This is a genomic window from Laspinema palackyanum D2c, from assembly GCF_025370875.1.
GTDB lineage: Bacteria > Cyanobacteriota > Cyanobacteriia > Cyanobacteriales > Laspinemataceae > Laspinema > Laspinema palackyanum.
The window spans coordinates 1-1255 of sequence record NZ_JAMXFD010000078.1; the positions used below are offsets into that span (position 1 = coordinate 1).

General features: G+C 49.2%; 2 tRNA genes and 2 rRNA genes. All 4 read left to right on the forward strand.

Annotated elements, in window-relative coordinates:
• A 16S ribosomal RNA gene (locus tag NG795_RS28360) occupies positions 1 to 66 on the forward strand; the annotation flags it as partial.
• 135 nt (positions 67 to 201) lie between these two features.
• Positions 202 to 275, forward strand: a tRNA-Ile gene (locus NG795_RS28365).
• Between the two features lie 33 nt (positions 276 to 308).
• Positions 309 to 381: transfer RNA gene (locus NG795_RS28370), tRNA-Ala, on the forward strand.
• 222 nt (positions 382 to 603) lie between these two features.
• Positions 604 to 1255: ribosomal RNA gene (locus NG795_RS28375) — 23S ribosomal RNA — on the forward strand; the annotation flags it as partial.

A 1255-nucleotide genomic window follows, 5' to 3' on the forward strand; every position in this document is an offset into this window, starting at 1 on the left:
CTGATGACTGGGGTGAAGTCGTAACAAGGTAGCCGTACCGGAAGGTGTGGCTGGATCACCTCCTTTTAGGGAGACCTTCTGCATTCTCACCGCCACCCAAAAATTAAGCGGGAGAATCAGATATCCTAAGGTCGTTACGAGACCGGATAATTTCTGGCTTTCAAACTCTTTGTTCGGTTCAGCATCATGTTTGATAAACATGGGCTATTAGCTCAGGTGGTTAGAGCGCACCCCTGATAAGGGTGAGGTCCCTGGTTCGAGTCCAGGATGGCCCACCTTAAGTGTTAGTCACTTATCTCTTTGGAACTGGGGGTATAGCTCAGTTGGTAGAGCGCTGCCTTTGCAAGGCAGATGTCAGCGGTTCGAGTCCGCTTACCTCCATAGTTTCCATTCCGTGCAACTCATCTAACTACTGAAGCGGCCCAGCCGGAACTAAAACACAGCAACTTCTCTGAAGTCATCTATCAACGATAGAGACCAGAAAGCCTGCTGGATTTTAACCAGCAATGAACCTTGAAAACTGCATAAAGAAAAGAATCAAAGGTAAAACCTTGGCAATCTTTCGAGATTGACAAGGCTGTCCAAAAAAAGAAGACCTTTTGTGGTCAAGCTACAAAGGGCTAACGGTGGATACCTAGGCACGCAGAGGCGATGAAGGACGCGGTGACCGGCGAAACGTTCCGGGGAGCTGGAAACAAGCTATTATCCGGAAGTGTCCGAATGGGGCAACCCTATGTACTACCCGCTGAATATATAGGCGGGAAAGAGCTAACCGGGTGAACTGAAACATCTTAGTAACCCGAGGAAGAGAAAGAAAACTCGATTCCCTAAGTAGTGGTGAGCGAAAGGGGAAGAGCCTAAACCATTTGGTTTACCAGATGGGGTCGTGGGACAGCCACAACAGACCAATCAACTTAGACGAATCCGTTGAAAGCGGAACCAGAGAAGGTAAAAGTCCTGTAGTCGAAAAGGAGAGCAGCTGGGCTGAATCCCGAGTAGCACGGAGCACGTGAAATTCCGTGTGAATCAGCGAGGACCACCTCGTAAGGCTAAATACTACTGCGTGACCGATAGTGAACCAGTACCGCGAGGGAAAGGTGAAAAGAACCCCGGAAGGGGAGTGAAATAGAACATGAAACCGTTAGCCTACAAGCAGTGGAAGGACGATTTAACGTCTGACCGCGTGCCTGTTGAAGAATGAGCCGGCGAGTTATAAGCACTGGTAGGTTAAGGCAAACACTGCCGGAGCCAAAGC